At 67.0% G+C, this 13798-nt stretch carries 15 protein-coding genes and 1 tRNA gene; 11 read left to right on the top strand and 5 right to left on the bottom strand.

The features are described 5' to 3' along the window. On the top strand, positions 1 to 1068 hold a 1068-nt coding region (locus KHC24_RS25000), incomplete at its 5' end, for an MFS transporter (protein ID WP_246546294.1). Positions 1069 to 1248: 180 nt separating this feature from the next. Here KHC24_RS25000 and KHC24_RS06785 read toward each other — a convergent pair. From KHC24_RS06785 to KHC24_RS06775, 3 genes are all read right to left on the bottom strand, one after another. Continuing rightward, on the bottom strand, positions 1249 to 1590 hold the full coding sequence (locus tag KHC24_RS06785; protein WP_213361451.1) for a RidA family protein: 342 nt from the start codon (positions 1588 to 1590) through the stop codon (positions 1249 to 1251). A gap of 241 nt (positions 1591 to 1831) precedes the next feature. Beyond that, the gene (locus KHC24_RS06780) at positions 1832 to 2461 is read right to left on the bottom strand and encodes an OmpA family protein (protein ID WP_213361443.1); all 630 of its coding nucleotides are present in this window, start codon (positions 2459 to 2461) and stop codon (positions 1832 to 1834) included. Between the two features lie 34 nt (positions 2462 to 2495). Continuing rightward, the gene (locus tag KHC24_RS06775) at positions 2496 to 2918 is read right to left on the bottom strand and encodes a cysteine rich repeat-containing protein (RefSeq protein ID WP_213361441.1); all 423 of its coding nucleotides are present in this window, start codon (positions 2916 to 2918) and stop codon (positions 2496 to 2498) included. Positions 2919 to 3368: 450 nt separating this feature from the next. On the opposite strand from KHC24_RS06775, the gene KHC24_RS06770 reads away from it, so the two are divergent. Continuing rightward, positions 3369 to 3443: transfer RNA gene (locus KHC24_RS06770), tRNA-Thr, on the top strand. Positions 3444 to 3663: 220 nt separating this feature from the next. After that, entirely contained in the window at positions 3664 to 4377 is a 714-nt protein-coding gene (locus KHC24_RS06765; protein WP_213361439.1) for a hypothetical protein, read from the top strand. 111 nt (positions 4378 to 4488) lie between these two features. Here the strand turns inward: KHC24_RS06765 and KHC24_RS06760 are convergent, their stop codons facing one another. Further along, the gene (locus tag KHC24_RS06760) at positions 4489 to 5181 is read right to left on the bottom strand and encodes a sulfite oxidase-like oxidoreductase (protein WP_213361437.1); all 693 of its coding nucleotides are present in this window, start codon (positions 5179 to 5181) and stop codon (positions 4489 to 4491) included. A 194-nt stretch (positions 5182 to 5375) separates the two neighbouring features. Next, on the bottom strand, positions 5376 to 6107 hold the full coding sequence (locus KHC24_RS06755; protein ID WP_213361435.1) for a TerC family protein: 732 nt from the start codon (positions 6105 to 6107) through the stop codon (positions 5376 to 5378). A gap of 416 nt (positions 6108 to 6523) precedes the next feature. Here KHC24_RS06755 and KHC24_RS06750 point away from each other — a divergent pair, with 416 nt between their 5' ends. The 8 genes from KHC24_RS06750 (at position 6524) to KHC24_RS06715 (ending at position 13652) form a co-directional block, all read left to right on the top strand. Continuing rightward, the gene (locus tag KHC24_RS06750; RefSeq protein ID WP_246546290.1) at positions 6524 to 7648 is read left to right on the top strand and encodes an extracellular solute-binding protein; all 1125 of its coding nucleotides are present in this window, start codon (positions 6524 to 6526) and stop codon (positions 7646 to 7648) included. Positions 7649 to 7836: 188 nt separating this feature from the next. Then, positions 7837 to 8913, top strand: a complete 1077-nt coding sequence (locus tag KHC24_RS06745) for an ABC transporter ATP-binding protein (RefSeq protein WP_213361433.1) — start codon at positions 7837 to 7839, stop codon at positions 8911 to 8913. Further along, positions 8906 to 9943: an ABC transporter permease gene (locus KHC24_RS06740; RefSeq protein ID WP_213361431.1), complete on the top strand. Its 1038-nt coding sequence runs from the start codon at positions 8906 to 8908 to the stop codon at positions 9941 to 9943. Before KHC24_RS06745 ends, KHC24_RS06740 begins: the two co-directional genes overlap by 8 nt. Next, positions 9940 to 10743: an ABC transporter permease gene (locus KHC24_RS06735; RefSeq protein ID WP_213361424.1), complete on the top strand. Its 804-nt coding sequence runs from the start codon at positions 9940 to 9942 to the stop codon at positions 10741 to 10743. The genes KHC24_RS06740 and KHC24_RS06735 overlap by 4 nt, the downstream gene beginning before the upstream one ends. A 19-nt stretch (positions 10744 to 10762) precedes the next feature. After that, a complete protein-coding gene (locus tag KHC24_RS06730; protein WP_213361422.1) occupies positions 10763 to 11329 on the top strand; it encodes a hypothetical protein in 567 nt (188 codons plus the stop codon). Between the two features lie 118 nt (positions 11330 to 11447). Beyond that, positions 11448 to 12446: an MBL fold metallo-hydrolase gene (locus KHC24_RS06725; RefSeq protein ID WP_213361420.1), complete on the top strand. Its 999-nt coding sequence runs from the start codon at positions 11448 to 11450 to the stop codon at positions 12444 to 12446. 370 nt (positions 12447 to 12816) lie between these two features. Beyond that, entirely contained in the window at positions 12817 to 13074 is a 258-nt protein-coding gene (locus KHC24_RS06720; protein ID WP_213361413.1) for a DUF3297 family protein, read from the top strand. Positions 13075 to 13370: 296 nt separating this feature from the next. Beyond that, a complete protein-coding gene (locus KHC24_RS06715) occupies positions 13371 to 13652 on the top strand; it encodes a hypothetical protein (protein ID WP_213361411.1) in 282 nt (93 codons plus the stop codon). Positions 13653 to 13798 lie beyond the last annotated feature (146 nt).

Below are 13798 nucleotides of genomic sequence, written 5' to 3'. Positions count from 1 at the left end.
TCGATCATCCTGCTCGCCGTCTCGGTGTGGATCCGTCTCACGCTGAACGAATCGCCGGCCTTCAAGAAGATGAAGGCAGAGGGCAAGACCTCGAAGGCGCCGCTCACCGAGGCCTTCGGCAAGTGGGAAAACGCCAAGGTCGGCCTCGTCGCGCTGCTGGGCGGCACCGCCGGCCAGGCGGTGGTCTGGTACACCGGCCAGTTCTACGCGCTGTTCTTCCTCACCCAGACGCTGAAGGTCGACGGCGCCACCGCCAACATCCTCATCGCCGTCTCGCTGCTGATCGGCACGCCGTTCTTCATCGTGTTCGGCTGGCTGTCGGACAAGATCGGCCGCAAGCCGATCATCCTCGGCGGCTGCCTCATCGCGGCGCTGACCTACTTCCCGATCTTCGCGGCCATCACCCACTACGCCAACCCGGCACTGGAGACCGCGCAGGCCACCTCGCCGGTACGCGTGGTCGCCGATCCCAGCGAGTGTTCCTTCCAGTTCAACCCGGTCGGCACCTCCAAGTTCGTCAGTTCGTGCGACATCGCCAAGTCGTTCCTGGCGCGCAACTCGGTGAACTATTCCAACGAGGCGGCGCCGGCCGGCACCGTCGCCAGCATCCATGTCGGCGACAAGGTGCTGAGCTCGTTCAACGGCGCCGGGCTCGACGCGGCGACCTTCAAGACCCAGTCGGACGCCTTCAATGCCGAGATGACGGCGGCCATCCGCGCGGCCGGCTACCCCGCCAAGGCGGACCCGGCGCAGATCAACACGCCGATGGTGGTGGCGCTGCTCACCATCCTGGTGCTGTTCGTCACCATGGTGTACGGCCCGATCGCCGCCTGGCTGGTGGAGCTGTTCCCCACCCGCATCCGCTATACCGCGATGTCGCTGCCCTACCACATCGGCAATGGCTGGTTCGGCGGCTTCCTGCCCACCACCGCCTTCGCCATGGTGGCAGCCACCGGCGACATCTATTACGGCCTCTGGTACCCGATCGTGGTGGCATTGCTGACCGTCGTCGTCGGCTTGCTGTTCGCGCCGGAAACCAAGGACCGCGACATCGAGAACTGGCACTGAGCGACGGCGGCGCCCGGATAACGGGCGCCGCATTGCCGGATGCTGCGCGGCCGGTCGATTGCTCCGGTCGCCGCCTCGGGCCCCCGACCCGCAACGGGGGCCATCTCTTTGTGCAGACATGAAAACGGCCCCGCCGGGACATCGGCGGGGCCGTTTCATTTGCGTTGAGGCCCGCGCGCCTCAGATCGCCGCGGTCACCACGATCTCGACCTTGTAGTCCGGCGTGGCCAGCGCCGCTTCGACGGTGGCGCGGGCCGGCGCACCGCCGGCGGCGACCCAGCCGTCCCACACCGCGTTCATCTCGGCGAAGGTGGAGATGTCGGCGAGATAGATGGTGGCGGTCAGCAGCTTGGTCTTGTCGGTGCCGGCCGCGGCAAGCAGCGCGTCGATCTGGGCGAGCACGCCCTTGGTCTGTTCGGCGACGCTGGGACCGAGCGCGACCTGCCCGGCGAGATAGGCGACCGATCCATGGACCACGGCCTGGCTCATGCGGGTGCCGGGCTCGATTCTGTTGATGCTCATTGTCTCATGCTCGCTTGTGTGTGTCGGGCGCCCGCTACCGGGCGGGCGGTGCCTCACTAGAACATGTCGGCGCCGAGGTGAACGGTTTTTCCCGCCATTCGCTGGCCGACAACCCGTCCGCGCGCGCCGACGCCGATTCGCCGCCCGCCGCGGCGTTAAAGAAAAGCCGCCGGGCGTCTCCACCCGGCGGCCTTGCCTGTCGGACGACCACCCGGTGAAGGGTGGACCCATGTCGGCAGCGTCACTGCAGCGGCTTGGGCATCGCCTTCATGGTGCCGATGGTGAAGATCTCGACGCGGCGATTGATCGGGTCGGTCGGCTTGGACGGCACTTCGAGCGCCTCCTGGCCGAGGCCGACGGCGTCGAGGCGCGCCGGATCGACCTTGCCGAGATTGACCAGCGCTTCCTTGATGGCTTCGGCGCGCTTCTGGCTGAGCGCCAGGTTGACGGCGCGGGTGCCGGTGGTGTCGGTATTGCCGACGACGAGGAAGCGATAGTTCCACAGGATCGGATGGTGCATCGCATCGGCGATGGAGCCGAGCGCCGCATAGGATTGCGGGCGGATGACCGCCGAGTTGAGCGCGAACTGGATCTGCACATCGATCTGCGCCAGCTTGGCGAGACGCTTGGCAATCTCCGACTGGTCGAGCGGCAGCGGCTGGTTGGCCTGCACGGCGCGCTGCGCCATGCCCTGCAGCACCTGCGCGGTGAGGCTCGGATCGAACTCAGTTACCTCGGACAGTTGCTTGGTGATTTCGGCGCTGCTCATCGGCGACTGGGCGCCCGCGCGGTCGACGAAACCGAACGAGGCGCCGAGCGCGAGACCGGCGACGAGGGCAAAGCCGGCGGCGCGGCGGGTGAAAGCTGTCATGGTCGTGTCTTTCCCTTGAAACCTGCCGCGAGGATCAGTTCGCCCAACCGGCATCGGTCAGTCCCTGCCGGCACGCGCCCTTCACCACCTTGTAGGAGGCGAGCAGGCAGTCGAGCAGGTTGGCGTCGCCGGGCTTCACGCCCTTGCAGAACTGGCGGGCATCGTCCTGGCAGAGCCCGAAGGTGGCCTGCTGGGCGGCGAGGCGCGCCGTGGTGCCGGCCTCGGCCTGCTGGAGGGCGGCGAAACACTGCTGCGGCACGTCCTTCTGGTGTCCCTGCAGGCAGGAAGCGACCTTGCCGGTGCCGATGTCATCGCGGGCGCAGAAGCGCTCGATCGAGGCGCCGCAGCTCTTGGCGATGAGCGCGCCGGCGTCGGCAAAACTCATGGTCTGGGCGGAGGCTCCGCCCGCCGAGACGGCGAGCACCAGCGCCGCCAGCCCGAAAATATGTCGCTTCATTGGATTTCAGCCTCCCAAGAACGGCTGCACGACGCCCTTGGGCGCCGACAGGCCCCGTTTTTCCGGTCGCCTCGACCGGAATACCCAACCTGAATGATCTCGCAGAACCCTACGACACTTTCAATGCAGGATTTTCCGGCACCGCTGCATCACGTACCCCAATATCGCCGCGTGGCGCCGGACGGCACGCTTCCGGCTGCGGTGCCTCCCATCGCCCGAAGCGGATATTGTCGGCCGCTGCGGCGATGCAACCGCTGTCACCACGTGAGCCGTGCGCCGAATCAGGCTGAACAGGCCAAGCGCCGACGTCTTGACCAGAAGCCACCCATGAGCGAAGAAGCCGTCGTGGCGTCTCGCGACGGCAGGCTTGTAGAACGGCACGTCACATTCGGTTCGCCTTGCGTCCGAACCGAATAAGTTGCTGATTTGCATCGGAAATACAGCATGCGGGCCGGTTTAGCTCAGCGGTAGAGCAGCGGTTTTGTAAACCGAAGGTCGGGGGTTCAATCCCCTCAACCGGCACCAGCCCCTTCGAGGCTCCCACACCCGCAAGCGGTCGCCGATCACGCCGCCTCCGAAATCTTCCCGTCCCGCCAAGGCCGGCTCCCCAGTCCCGCCCGGCGAACGGGCGATCGAGCACTTACTCCGGCACCGAATCTCCCAACCCCACGCTTGCGAGGCCTAACCTTCTGAGATTGCCGACGAATCAGCTATAATTTCCCAAATGCCCTTGGGGACGTCGGACATGCAATCCAAATGGCAGGCGCTCGCATGCTGTGTCGGCGTGGCGGCCCTGTGCGTGCTGTACGTCCTGGTGGTTCCCGGCGTCCGCTTCCTCGATATGTGTGCCGGTGCCGGCCTTGGCGCCGCGCTGATGTGGGCGCTCAACGAGTGGGAATCCGGCAAATGGGGCAAGTGGGAACGTCCCAGCCGGGAGAGCACCAAACTGGCGGCCCCCAAGCGGAAGGTCGCGGCACCCCGACCGGCGGCCCCGCTACGGGCCGTGGTTCTCGTCCGGCCGCGCCCCGCTTCTGCCGCGCTGGCCGCGCCGGCGCCGGTCGCCGCCCCGCTCCGGTCGCCGCCACCCGCTCCCGCGGCGCTGGAGGCCGATCATTTCTGGGAGTTCGACGACGCGGCCCGCGATGCGCCGGACTGGGACGCCTCTATCCTCGCCGAGACCTGGGCGAAGCTGCGTAACGAACTCGCCATCGCCTGCGACGACCCGCCACCGCGCGAAACGGTCGCCGTCGACCTCCCGCCTGCCGCGGCTTTCGGCAGGCAATCGCGGCCAATGGATGATTCGCCGGCTTATCGAGAGCCGCAGCCGACGCCCGCCCGGCCGCCGGTGTCGCGTCTGCCGATGCGCCAGCCAGTCGATAGCGGCGAGAAACCCTCGCCGCGGCTCGCCAGGGCCGTCCCGCCGGCCTTCCTGCGCCCGAGCGCCCGCCGGCCGCGCTGAGCCTCGCTCACGCCGGCGGCTCCCGGCCATCGTCACCCCCGCTATCCGGCCGCGCACCGCGCCCGGTGAAGCCGGTGCAGCTTTCCGTTTGGGAAACTCGCGCCGGCCGGCTCACTCGTCGGCGGAGTAGCGCTCCTCTTTCCACGGGTCGGCATGGTTGTGGTAGCCGTTCTCCTCCCAGAAGCCGCGTCTGTCGGCGGGACGGAACTCGATCTGCTGCAGCCACTTGGCGCTCTTCCAGAAATACAGATGCGGCACCATCAGCCGCACCGGCCCGCCATGCTCGCGGGTCAGCGGCCGGCCCTCCCAGCTGTGCACCAGCATCGCGTCCTCTGCCGCGAAGTCCTCCAGCGCCATATTGGTGGTGTAGCCGTCATAGGAGCGCAGCAGCACGAAGCCCGCCGTCGGCTTCGGCATCACGATGTCGAGCAGGTCGCGGGTGAGGAGGCCTTCCCAATTATTGTCGTAGCGCGACCAGGTGGTGACGCAGTGGATGTCGGTCACCTCGCGGCTCTGCTTCTGGGCGAGGAACTCGCTCCAGTTCCACGAGACCGGGTGCTCCACCGCCCCGCTGACGTCGAGGCGCCAGTGGTCGAGCGGGATTTCCGGCTGCAGGCCGAGGTCCAGCACCGGCCAGTCGCGCACCAGATGCTGGCCGGGCGGCAGCCGCTCCGTCTCGGGCCGGGAGACCCGTCCGGTAAGGAACTTGCCGCTCTGCGCCCAGCTGCGCTTGCTGCGGGTGAGCTTGCTGTCGGCAGGCACCGCCGCCGCATCCGGCGGCAGCGACGCGTCGTCATCGGTCATCGGCGAACTCCTCGGCGGCCCGCATTGCGGTGTCAACGCCGAGCATAGCATCGTCCCGCCACCGTGCCTTCGCGTTTCGCACGGCGAAGCCGGCCGGTGCCGCAAATGCAGTTGGGGCCGCAAACAAACGAAGCCGCAAACGCAAACGGCGGGCCGAAGCCCGCCGTCGATGTTTCACGCGCTGTCCGCAGGCCTTAGACCGGCCGGCGCTTGCGCTGCAGCATGTTGAGCCCCTCGATCGCCGCCGAGAACGCCATCGCCGTGTAGATGTAGCCCTTCGGCACATGCGCCCCGAAGCCTTCGGCGATCAGCGTGGTGCCGATGAGCAGCAGGAAGCCCAGCGCCAGCATCACGATGGTGGGGTTACGGTTGATGAAGTTCGCCAGCGGGCCCGCCGCGAACAGCATGGTCATCACCGCGAAGATCACCGCGATCACCATGATCGGGATGTGGTCGGTCATGCCCACCGCGGTGATGATGCTGTCGATCGAGAACACCAGGTCGAGGATGAGGATCTGCACGATCGCGGCGCTGAAGGTGATGTCCACCAGCTTGCCGACGCCGGGCGCGTCCTCGTCATGCGGCTCCATGCTGTGGTGGATTTCCTTCGTCGCCTTCCACACCAGGAACAGGCCGCCGGCGATGAGGATCAGGTCGCGCCAGGAGAAGGCGTGGTCGAACAAGGTGAAGATCGGCGTCGTCAGCTGGACGATGAACGCCACCGTGCTCAACAGGCCGAGCCGCATGATCAGCGCGAGGCCGATGCCGATGCGGCGTGCGCGGGGACGGATGTCCTCGGGCAGCTTGTTGGTCAGGATCGAAATGAACAGCAGGTTGTCGATGCCGAGCACCACTTCCATGGCGATCAGCGTCACGAGAGCCGCCCAGGCCGCGGGATCGGCGGCGAGCTGCATGAGATAGTCCATCGGTCACTCCTCTCCGGCAACGCGCATCAACGCGCGGCAACCGTAACGGGATGCAACTTTCGACCGTATAAATTTCATAGGGAAGACACAGCCTCTACGCCGGCATGACGTCGGAAAGCGATCCGACATCACGCGAACGCCGGCACGGCTCGCGTCAGAGGGGCCCGGATCATCGGGTGAGCGCAATCTAATGCTTCGCCCCGGCCCCGCCAGCACCTGCACGCACGACAGATTGTCGCACCCCTGCCCGGCCGGGGCGGCCGATGCACAGCTGTGCGCCAACCTTGAACAAATGCGACAAATCTCTTGTTGCACCGCGACGTTCGCTTTCCGCTGTCCGCCGCGCGTGTCATCGTTCGTTCATCGCCCGGCACTAGAGCGAGCGCCACTCGCCCGCTGGGCATTGGGAGGATCAAATGACCCGCTTTTCCCGCCGTAACTTCATGAAGGCCGGCGCCTTCGCCCTCGCCGCCCCGGTGGTGCTGCGCGCCCATGACGCGCTGGCCACTTCCGGCTCGGTCGATGTGTATGCCTGGGGTGACTATTTCGACAAGAACACCATCCTGGCTGACTTCACCAACGCCACCGGCGTCAAGGTGAACCTGTCGACCTACGGCTCCAACGAGGAAGCCGAGAACAAGCTGCGCGCCGCCGGCGGCAAGGGCTTCGACCTGCTGTTCCCCTCGGTCGATACCGGTCCGAACTACTACAAGGACAACCTGCTGCAGCCGATCGACGACGCGAAGTTCAAGGTCGAGAACGTCATCCCCTCGATCTACCGCAATTCGCTGACCCTCGGCGCCGCCCATCGCGGCAAGCGCTATCTGGTGCCGTTCGACTGGGGCACCGAGGGCGTGACCTGGGATTCGACCAAGTTCGCCAAGAAGTCGGGCGAGATTTCCTATGGCGACATGTGGCTCGCCGGCCACCCCAAGCAGACCGCCATCCGCCAGAAGTCGGTGTTCAACGGCGTCGCCCTCTATCTCGACGCCAACGGCACCCTGCCGTCCAACCGCGGCCTCGACCTCTACAAGTCGGAAGCCGACGCCCGCCGCGTCTTCGACGGCGTGCTGAAGTTCATCGTCGAGCATCGCGGCAATGTCGGCGCGTTCTGGAACAACGCCACCGAGGCGACCGCCGCCTTCACCGACGCCGGCTGCACCATCGGCCAGACCTGGGACACCACCGGCATCCTGCTCCACCAGAAGACCGACAAGAAGTGGAGCTACGGCATGCCGAAGGAAGGCGGCCTCGCCTGGACCGACACGCTGGCTATCCCCGCTGGCGCCGCCAATCTCGAGCAGGCCTACGCCTTCGCCAACTTCCTCTACCAGCCGGAAGTCGGCGCCCGCTTCGCCAACACCACCGGCTACAATTCCTGCGCCAAGGGGGCTGATGCGTTCCTCTCCGAGGAAGCCCGCGCCGCCTTCCAGGCCGCCTACCCGGCGGGTGCCATCGACAACCTGTTCTGGTGGCCGATGCAGACCGACTTCTACGCCAAGCTCCGCGGCGAGTATGTCGAGAAGCTGACCAACGCGTGAGTTTGCGCGCACCGCACGCCTGAACGCGGCGGCGAGCGCTCGCTCGCCCCGCGTGCCTTGCGTCCCCGGGCCTGTCCCGGGGACCGTCTTTTCGGCTTCCGGGCATTCTCGTAACGTCACCGCACCGGAAGTTGTACCGCCGGATCCGCTCCGGTCGCCGCTCCCCTCCCTCGTTTGCGGAACGCCCCATGCGCGGCAAGGACGTACGTCTCGACCAGGTCTCCATTCGCTTCGGCGATTCCATCGCGGTGCAGCCGCTGAACCTCACCATCGAGGCCGGCGAGTTCTTCTCCATCCTCGGCCCTTCCGGCTGCGGCAAGACCACGATCCTGCGCACCGTCTCAGGCTTCATCGAGCCGACCATCGGCCGGGTGCTGATCGGCGGCGAGGACATGGCCGGCAAGGGTCCGAACGAGCGTCCCACCGCGCTGATCTTCCAGAACCTCGCGCTGTTCCCGCTGATGAGCGTCGCCGAGAACGTCGCCTTCGGGCTCGAGGCCCGCGGCGTCGCGAAGGCGGAGCGGCTGAAGCGGGCGCAGGAGCTGCTCGAACTGGTCGCGCTCGGCGGCTATGGCGACAAGAAGCCCTCCGACCTGTCCGGCGGCCAGCGCCAGCGCGTCGCCATCGCCCGCGCTCTTGCCGTGGAGCCGTCCGTGCTTCTGCTGGACGAGCCGCTCTCGGCGCTCGACCTCAAGCTGCGCCAGCACATGCGCGCCGAATTGCGCGCCATCCAGAAGCGCGTCGGCATCACCTTCATCTACATCACCCACGACCAGGGCGAGGCGCTCGCCATGTCGGATCGCGTCGCGGTGATGAGCCGCGGCCGGCTCGAACAGGTCGCCGCGCCGGACACGCTCTATGCCGAGCCGGCGACGCCCTTCGTCGCCACCTTCGTCGGCGAGCAGAACGTGATCCGCGGCACGCTGCGGCGGATCTCCAACGGCGCCGCCAGCGTCGACACCCCGCTCGGCCCCATCGAGGGCCGCGAGGTCGGCACGCCCGCCATCGGCGCCCCGGTGCTGGTGATGGTGCGGCCTGAGCGGATGACGCTGGGCGCCACCCGCGACAACAGCATCCCCGTGACGCTGAAGGCCCGCCATCTCGAAGGCCCGTCGGTCAATCTCGAATGCGTCACCGGCGGCCAGACCCTCACCGTCACCCTCGCCAACGGCCCGGCGATGCGCGAACTGCCCTCCGACCTGGTGCTCGGCTTCGGCCGCGAGGACGCACGGGTCTATGCCGAGGGGGCGCTCGCCCATGGCTAGCCTGTTCCGGGCCTATGGCCGCGGCCTCGGCGTGCTGCTGCTCGCCATCGCCGCCTTGTGGATCCTGGCCCTGATCGTGGTGCCGCTCGGCGCCATGATCGAGCAGTCGCTGTGGTGGAAGGACTCCAAGGGCGACATCACCCTGCAGATCGACCGCCTCTACAACGACATGGCGACGCTGCAGCTCGACGCCGCCGGCGAGACCGACGCCGCCAGGAAGGCCGGCTTCGAAGCGCAGATTGCGCAGAAGCAGGCGCTGGCCACCGAATTGGAGGCGCAGGAGACCAATCCGCCCAAGACCTACGGCTTGGCGAACTTCACCCGCATGAGCGCGCTGCACTTCTACATCTTCGTGCGCACCATCTTCTACGCGCTGATGGTCACCGCGCTCGCGCTCGTCGTCTGCTACCCGATGGCCTATGCGGTGGCGCTGGCGAGCGGGCCGCGCAAGGCCATCGTGCTCACCGTGGCGCTGATCGTGCCCTACGCCATCAACGAATTGCTGCGCGTCTATGCCTGGCTGATGATCCTCGACTATCGCGGCGTCATCAACGGCATCCTCGCCTGGCTCGGCATGGTCGATCTCGACAATCGCGGCTGGATTCCCTTCCTGGAAAATCCCTCCGCCGTGTTCCTGGCGATGATCTACACCTATGTGCTGTTCATGGTGTTCCCGATGGTGAACACGCTGGAGACGCTGGACCGCAACCAGATCGAGGCGGCGCGCGATCTCGGCGCCTCCTCCTTCCGCATCCACCGGCGGGTGATCATCCCGCACGCCAAGCCCGGCATCGCGGTGGGCTGCATCATGACCTTCATGCTGTCGGCCGGCTCCTATTCGGTGCCGGCGATCATGACCCGCGGCCAGGGCGGCGACTGGTTCTCGCAGCTGGTCTACCGGCAGTTCTACGAGAGCAACAACTGGAACATGGGCTCGGCCTATGCGGTGTCGCTGCTGGTGGTCTGCACCGCCTTCATCCTGATCATGATGCGCCTGTTCGGCGTCGGCCTCAGGGACATCGCGAAATGAGCACCGCCAATGACAGCGCCGGCGCCCGGCTCATCCTCAACATCTATATCGGCCTGTTCTGCCTCTATCTGTTCCTGCCGCTGGCGGTGATGTCGGCGGCGGCGTTCAATGCCTATGACTATCCCTCCGTCACCCAGTGGCGCGGCTTCACCCTGCAATGGTTCGTGGCGCTCGCCCATGACGGGCGCCTCATCCAGGGGCTGATCAATTCGGTAATGGTGGCGCTGGGGGTGATCGTCGTCTCGATCCCCTGCGGCCTCGCCGGCGCGCTGATTCTCACCCGGCTCGGCCAGCGCTCCGGCACCGTGCTGTATTCGGTGCTGGTGTCGCCGGTGCTGACGCCCGGCATCATCCTCGGCATTTCCAGCCTGATCTTCTGGCGCGAATTCGGCGTGCCCGGCGGCCTGTTCGTGGCGGTGATGGCGCAATCGAGCTTCATCGCCTCCTACGCCATGCTGCTGTTCCTCGCCCGCCTGCAACGGCAGGACCGCACGCTGGAGGAGGCGGCGCTCGACCTCGGCGCCAGCCATATGCTGGTGTTCCGCCGCATCACCCTGCCCTTCCTGGCGCCGACCGCCTTCACCGCCGCCGTCGTCGCCTTCCTGCAATCCTTCGAGAACTACAACACCACCGTATTCGCCATCGGCGGCGAATGGACCCTGGTGACGGAGATCGCCTCGCGGTTGCGTTTCGGCCTGTCGCCGGTCATCAACGTGGTCGGGGTGATTTTCGTGGCTCTAACCTTGGTGGCGGCAACGACCTATGTGCTTCTCAGCAGCCGGAAGAAGAAAGCGCACTGACGCGCGCATCATCGCCGCCATGCTCCCGGTCGCGCTGGCGCTTGCCGCCAGCCCGGCCCATGCCGGCAGCAACGTCATCGGCATCTCGGTGGCGAGCGAGCGGGCGCCGGGCGACTTCTCCTCCACCAAGTCGACCGATACCCAGCTGAGCTATGCCCACACCTTCGACAACAATGTCAGCCTCGGCGGCTCGGCGAAATATTACGACACCGCCCACACCAACGCCTATGCCTGGAACGTCGAGGGCACGCTCGGCTACAGCCATGCGCTGAACGACCTGTGGTCGATCGCCGGCGTCGCGGCGCTCGGCAGCCACATGCCGAGCAACGCCACCGATTTCGCCTATTACAGCGTCACCGGCTCGTTGAACGTGAAGCTGTCCTCCGTCGTTACCTGGACCGTCATCGCCGCGCGTTACCGCAACGCGTTCGACACTGCCTATGCCTACGAGACCCCCGAGCTTTCCACCCAGTTCGACTTCCGCCTCAGCGACGCGCATTCGGTGTCGGTCAAGCTGGAGCGCGACTGGAAGAACGGCGATGTGTCCTACGACGCCATCGAGCTCGGCTACAAATACCACTTCTGAGCCTCTCACCCGAACGTGATACCCGTCGCCGTGACGCTCGGGGAGCGAAGCCCTAGCTTCTCCCGCGCCGCGCTGCGCGGCCCCGCCGCCGGCATCGACCAGCCCGAAGGAGTCCGCCATGACGACCGTTTCCCGCCGTGACGCCCTGCTCGCCTCCGCCACGCTCCCCGCCGCCACCGCCTTGGGAGGCCTTGCAATGACCGGCATCGCCGCCACCTCCGCCACCGCGCAGACGCCGTCCGGCCAGCAGGTGCCGAGCCTCTACCGCTACAAGGTCGGCGACATCGAGGTGACGGCGGTCAGCGACGGCGCCCGCGTCGGCCCGCTGCAGGACGGCTTCGTGCGCAACGCCTCGCGCGACCAGATCAATACGGCGCTGGAGCAGGCCTTCCTGCCGAAGGACCAGCTGATGAACCAGTTCAACCCGCTGCTCATCAACACCGGCGGCAAGCTGGTGCTGATCGACACCGGCAACGGCCCGCAGGCGGGCAACGCCACCGTCGGCAAGCTGATGGCCAATCTCGCCTGGGCGGGGGTGAAGCCGTCCGACATCTCCACCGTGATCATCTCGCATTTCCACGGCGACCACATTAACGGCCTGCGCGCCGCCGATGGCGCCCTCGCCTTCCCCAATGCGGAGATCCTGGTTCCGGAAGTGGAGTGGAAATTCTGGACCGACGAGGGCGAGGCGAGCCGCGCGCCCGAGGGCCGCAAGGGCGCCTTCGCCAATGTCGCCAAGGTGTTCAAGGATGTCGACAGCCGGGTGAAGCCCTATGGCTGGGACAAGGAGATCGCGCCGGGCATCACCTCGGTGGAGGCGGTCGGCCACACGCCGGGCCACACCGCCTTCGTCGTCGCCTCCGGCAATGGCAAGCTGTTCGTGCAGTCGGACACCACCAACAATCCGGCGCTGTTCGCGGCGAATCCCGAATGGGAAGTGATGTTCGACATGGACGCGGCGAAGGCGATCGCCACCCGCAAGCGCATCTGGGACATGCTGGCCGCCGAGCGCATGCAGGTGACCGGCTATCATTTCATGTTCCCGGCGGTCGGCTACGCCGAGAAGACCGGCAATGGCTACCGCCTGGTCCCGGCGGTGTGGAACCCGGTGCTCTGAGACGCATCGAGCCCGGGGCCGGACGCCCGCGGATCGGCCTCGTTCCCGGCCCGCCGTCCAGCCCTATCATTGCTTTGCCCGGCCGGCGTCCCATACGGCGGCCGGGCTGACCCGCCCTGAAGGCGCGCCAGCCGGGCGGCGACCACGCCGCTGGCTCCGCCATCCCCCTCTCGTCGCCAAGGCGCGAGCTTCGCAAAGACGCCGGTCGAGCTGCCGGGTCGAGGCGCACGCCGCCGCAGGGCGCCGCTTGCCTCGGCCTTTCCATCCCATCGGGCGGGACGCGACAGCGGCGGCGAATGGCGGGCCATTGGCTTCTCCCGCCAGCTTGTCTATGTGTCGGCTTTCCTTCCTTCGCCGTGCCGAGGATCCCATGACCGAGCCGACCGCCCTCCCCGACCGCCTCTCCAGCGATCCGTCGAGCCCCTATTACGATGAGGAGCTGCTGGCGCGCGGCGTCGGCATCCGCTTCAAGGGCGTCGAGAAGACCAATGTCGAGGAGTACTGCGTCAGCGAAGGCTGGGTGCGGGTCTCGGTCGGCAAGGCCAAGGACCGCGCCGGCAACCCGATGACGGTGAAGCTCAAGGGCACGGTCGAGCCCTATCTGCGCGACCTGCCGGCCGAAGGCTGAGGCCCGCCCCGGCGCGGCCCACGCGAGGCGCCGCGCCGCCGCGCGCGACTTCTGAACCCGGCGCGCCCTCGGTTGTGGCATTGTCGAGGCACGCCGGCTCCGCCTATCCTGCGCCGGTCAGCGCAGGGAGGCACCAATGCCGGACCGGATCGTCGAGATTCGCCAGATAATGCCGGCCACCGGCTGGTTCTTCGACGGCCAGCCCGGCGACTTCTGAACCCGGCACCTCCGGTTGCGGCATTGTCGAGGCACGCCGGCTCCGCCTATCCTGCGCCGGTCAGCGTAGGGAGGCACGAATGCCGGACCGGATCGTCGAGATTCGCCAGATAATGCCGGCCACCGGCTGGTTCTTCGACGGCCAGCCCGGCGAGAAGCCGCGCGAGGAATACGAACCCGTCGCCGCCTTCGTGATGGTGGCGACCACCGACGACGAAACGCCGACCCTGGGCAATGATCTGAGCATCATCCCGCTGCGGGCGTTCGATCTCGTCGGCCTTAACGGCCTGATCGGCCGGCATATCGAGGAACTCGACACCGACATCACCTATGAGACCCAGCTGATCACCCTCGACGACTGAGGCCGCCGGGCCGGCGCCGCGCCGGAGCATTTCCGGGCTTCTGCTTCCCAGCATTTTCGAGCGGCCCGCGACCCACGTCGCCCGAAAATGCCCTAGGTCGGATCGACATTCATTTGAGCCAGATCATGGCGCCAGCGAGATGAACG

The sequence above is a fragment of the Ancylobacter defluvii genome (assembly GCF_018390605.1).
GTDB lineage: Bacteria > Pseudomonadota > Alphaproteobacteria > Rhizobiales > Xanthobacteraceae > Ancylobacter > Ancylobacter defluvii.
This window is presented reverse-complemented; position numbering and strand designations above follow the sequence as displayed.

Coding starts and splice junctions, on each gene's coding strand:
- KHC24_RS06785 (WP_213361451.1), bottom strand. CDS start 1,590: ATGAGCATCAACAGAATCGAGCCCGGCACCCGCATGAGCCAGGCCGTG.
- KHC24_RS06780 (WP_213361443.1), bottom strand. CDS start 2,461: ATGACAGCTTTCACCCGCCGCGCCGCCGGCTTTGCCCTCGTCGCCGGT.
- KHC24_RS06775 (WP_213361441.1), bottom strand. CDS start 2,918: ATGAAGCGACATATTTTCGGGCTGGCGGCGCTGGTGCTCGCCGTCTCG.
- KHC24_RS06765 (WP_213361439.1), top strand. CDS start 3,664: ATGCAATCCAAATGGCAGGCGCTCGCATGCTGTGTCGGCGTGGCGGCC.
- KHC24_RS06760 (WP_213361437.1), bottom strand. CDS start 5,181: ATGACCGATGACGACGCGTCGCTGCCGCCGGATGCGGCGGCGGTGCCT.
- KHC24_RS06755 (WP_213361435.1), bottom strand. CDS start 6,107: ATGGACTATCTCATGCAGCTCGCCGCCGATCCCGCGGCCTGGGCGGCT.
- KHC24_RS06750 (WP_246546290.1), top strand. CDS start 6,524: ATGACCCGCTTTTCCCGCCGTAACTTCATGAAGGCCGGCGCCTTCGCC.
- KHC24_RS06745 (WP_213361433.1), top strand. CDS start 7,837: ATGCGCGGCAAGGACGTACGTCTCGACCAGGTCTCCATTCGCTTCGGC.
- KHC24_RS06740 (WP_213361431.1), top strand. CDS start 8,906: ATGGCTAGCCTGTTCCGGGCCTATGGCCGCGGCCTCGGCGTGCTGCTG.
- KHC24_RS06735 (WP_213361424.1), top strand. CDS start 9,940: ATGAGCACCGCCAATGACAGCGCCGGCGCCCGGCTCATCCTCAACATC.
- KHC24_RS06730 (WP_213361422.1), top strand. CDS start 10,763: ATGCTCCCGGTCGCGCTGGCGCTTGCCGCCAGCCCGGCCCATGCCGGC.
- KHC24_RS06725 (WP_213361420.1), top strand. CDS start 11,448: ATGACGACCGTTTCCCGCCGTGACGCCCTGCTCGCCTCCGCCACGCTC.
- KHC24_RS06720 (WP_213361413.1), top strand. CDS start 12,817: ATGACCGAGCCGACCGCCCTCCCCGACCGCCTCTCCAGCGATCCGTCG.
- KHC24_RS06715 (WP_213361411.1), top strand. CDS start 13,371: ATGCCGGACCGGATCGTCGAGATTCGCCAGATAATGCCGGCCACCGGC.